General features: G+C 32.2%; 5 protein-coding genes. All 5 read left to right on the top strand.

Features of this window, described 5'->3' with window-relative positions; genetic code table 11:
* Positions 1 to 516, top strand: a 516-nt coding sequence (locus ACXJIE_RS06780; protein WP_456480208.1) for a glycosyltransferase, incomplete at its 5' end; no start/stop codon positions are given.
* Between the two features lie 11 nt (positions 517 to 527).
* Positions 528 to 1133 (top strand): sugar transferase, encoded by a 606-nt coding sequence (locus tag ACXJIE_RS06775; protein WP_456480207.1) that lies wholly within the window; start codon positions 528 to 530, stop codon positions 1131 to 1133.
* Positions 1120 to 2061, top strand: a complete 942-nt coding sequence (locus tag ACXJIE_RS06770) for an ATP-grasp domain-containing protein (RefSeq protein ID WP_456480206.1) — start codon at positions 1120 to 1122, stop codon at positions 2059 to 2061. Before ACXJIE_RS06775 ends, ACXJIE_RS06770 begins: the two co-directional genes overlap by 14 nt.
* Positions 2045 to 2668, top strand: a complete 624-nt coding sequence (locus ACXJIE_RS06765; RefSeq protein WP_456480205.1) for an HAD family hydrolase — start codon at positions 2045 to 2047, stop codon at positions 2666 to 2668. Before ACXJIE_RS06770 ends, ACXJIE_RS06765 begins: the two co-directional genes overlap by 17 nt.
* On the top strand, positions 2658 to 3326 hold a 669-nt coding region (locus ACXJIE_RS06760), incomplete at its 3' end, for an aminotransferase class I/II-fold pyridoxal phosphate-dependent enzyme (RefSeq protein WP_456480204.1). The genes ACXJIE_RS06765 and ACXJIE_RS06760, both read left to right, overlap by 11 nt.

Genomic DNA, 3326 nt, shown 5'->3' with positions numbered 1-3326 from the left:
AACTTAGACATATTATTAAAAGTTTCTGAGTTACTTAAGAAAAAAAATGTGCATAATATACATTTAGTTCTTATAGGCAAAGGAGAATACGAAAAACAATTAAGAAAAGAAATAAAAAAAAGAGCTTTAGAAAAATTCATAAGTATATTAGAACCTGTTAGCAAGAGAAAAATTCCCATATTACTTAAAATGGCAGATATTCTATTACTTATTCAAGGTAAAGTAATGTGGGGTAGTATGAATAAACTATTTGATTACATGGCAGCAGCAAAACCCATTATAGTCTCAAGCTATGCAGAACATAATAACCCTTTTTCTTTTTTAGATAACGAATTTTACATCCCACCAAATAATGAAACTAAATTAACTGAAATGATTATCAAAACATCTAAAATGACAAAAAGAGAAAAAACAGAAATAGGATTAAAACTTAGGAAATATGTTGAGAAACATCACTCCATAAATATACTTGGAGAAGAACTAGAAAAAGCACTAAAATTGGCTGTAGAAAAATAAAAGTATAACTCATGTATGAAAAAGTTTTCAAACCTCTATTCGATAAAATTCTAGCTTTCGTTTTAATTATCTTATTTTTACCTGTAATGATTATAGTTGCCATTTTAATCTATCTGTGGGATGGAAAACCCATACTATTTGTTCAAAAACGCCCAGGATATAAAGAAAAAATCTTCAAAATTTACAAATTTCGCACAATGACCAACGAAACGGATGAGAACGGTAATTTATTACCAGATGAGAAAAGATTAAAAGGAGTTGGTAAAGTTATCAGAAGCCTTAGCCTTGATGAACTGCCGCAACTTTTTAATGTTTTAAAGGGTGATATGAGTTTTGTGGGTCCAAGGCCGTTGCTCGTTGAATATTTGCCGCTTTATAATGAAAGACAAAGAAAAAGGCACGATGTAAAGCCCGGGATTACGGGACTTGCTCAAGTTATGGGCAGAAATGCTATAAGTTGGAAAGAAAAATTTGAATACGATGTGTATTATGTTGAACATTTATCTTTTTGGCTTGATTTGAAGATTATTTTGTTGACAATATGGAAAGTGGTAAAGAAAGAAGGTATCTCTCAAGAAGGCAGAGCAACGATGGAGAAATTTAATGGAAAAAATTAACGTTTTAATTACTAGTGCAGGAAGAAGGGTTTCCTTAGTAAAAAATTTTCAGCTACATAGTAATGTCTTTACATGCGATGCTAATCCGGAATTATCAGCAGCATGTCAATTTAGTGGAAAATTTTTCAAAGTTCCAAAAGTAAACGATAAAACCTATTTAGATGAACTTTTCAATATCTGCAAAAAAAACAATATAAAAATTGTTATTCCTACCATAGACCCCGAGCTCTTGATTTTATCAAAAGCAAAAAGACGTTTTAAAGATGAAGACATAATGGTAGCTGTGTCAGACTACAAAATATGTAAAACTTTTAGCTTGAAAACAAACACTTTCGAATTTTTTACCAATCGTCATTTTTTAACCCCTAAAATTATCACCGATTTAGAAACAGCGCAATATCCTCTATTCGCCAAACTAAACAATTCTTCTCTGTCTAAGGGGGCTACAAAGGTTGAAAATATGGAAGAAGCACTGATTCTAAAAAAGAAAAATAAAAATTATGTGTTTCAAGAATACATTGAAGCACCTGAATTTACAGTTGATGTTTTTGTTCATAAGAATGGCAAAGTTGTATGTGTTGTCCCAAGAAAAAGATTAGAGATTAGAGCTGGAGAGGTAAGCAAAGGTCAGACAGTTAAAGATAAAACAATAATAAAAAACATTAAACAATTATGCGAAATGTTTAAGGGTGCTTACGGCGTTTTAACAGTGCAGGTTTTTAAAAAAGGTGATGATATATACTTCATAGAGATAAACCCAAGATTCGGTGGTGGTTATCCTCTAAGTTGGCTTGCCGGTGCTGATTTTGCAAAATTTATTATAGATGATTATGAAAATAAGACACTAAACTATACAGAAGATTGGAAAGATAATTTAATAATGTTGCGATACGACGCTGAGGTTTTGATAGATGGTTGTGGCATTTGACCTTGATGATACTTTATATGATGAAATAAATTTCGTAAAAAGCGGTTTTAAAGAGGTGTGTGCTTTTTTGCAAAATGAAATCTATTTTGATTTCATGTGGTCGGAGTTTTTGAAAGAAGGTTCCGGTAAAATCTTTGATAAATTAATTCAAAAATTTAACTTAAATATTAGCCTTGAAAAATTAATAGAAATTTACCGTTTTCACTTTCCAAAAATAAACCTCGATGCTGACACGAAAATTTTATTAACACACCTAAAGAAAAAATTCAAATTAGCCATAATAACCGATGGACATTACGTAACCCAAAAAAATAAGTTTACAGCATTAGAATTAGATAAATTTATTGATTTGCCTGTTTTCACAGACACTCTAAACACCAAAAAACCGGACAAAAAGCCTTTTATGTATGTTTCTGATTTTTTTTGTGATAACAAATACGTATATATTGCGGACAATCCTAAAAAAGATTTTTTTGCACCAAAAGAACTTAATTGGTTTACCATAAGATATAAAAACCCTAAAGGTATTTACAGAGATATAAAAAACAATGCAGATGTAGAAATAGAAAATTTAGGAGAGGTTGTAACGATTTTGGATGGGTTATAAAATCTTTCTCTCACCGCCGCATATGGGCGAAAACGAACAAAAATATATAAACGAGGTTTTTAAAAGCAACTACATAGCACCTGTCGGCGAATTCATAGATAGATTTGAGCAAGCCGTATGTAGTTACACAAAATCAAAATATGCCTGCGCTGTCATTAACGGAACGGCTGCCATACATCTGGCTTTAAGGATTTTGGGCGTTAAAGAAAACGACAAGGTTTTAACTTCAACATTTACGTTCATAGGTTCCGTAACGCCTATTATTTTTCAAAAAGCCGAGCTGATTTTTATCGATAGCGACGAAAGTTGGAATATCGACCCCAATCTACTTGAAGACGCTATAAAAAAGGAAAGGCCCAAGGCAATGATAATTACCCACCTTTACGGTCAAATGGCAAAAATGAAAGAGTTGCTCTACCTAAAAGAAAAATACGGCATTTATTTAATAGAAGACGCCGCGGAGAGTTTGGGTGCTACGTATAAAGATAAACACTCTGGAACGTTTGGAGATTTTGGCATATATTCATTCAACGGCAATAAAATCATAACGACTTCAAGCGGCGGAATGCTTGTAAGCGATAACGAAGATTGGATTAAAAAAGCCAAAAAACTCTCAACTCAATCAAGAGAACCTGTCGATTGGTATGAACACAAAGAG

The organism is Nautilia sp. (assembly GCF_053994455.1).
This window is presented reverse-complemented; position numbering and strand designations above follow the sequence as displayed.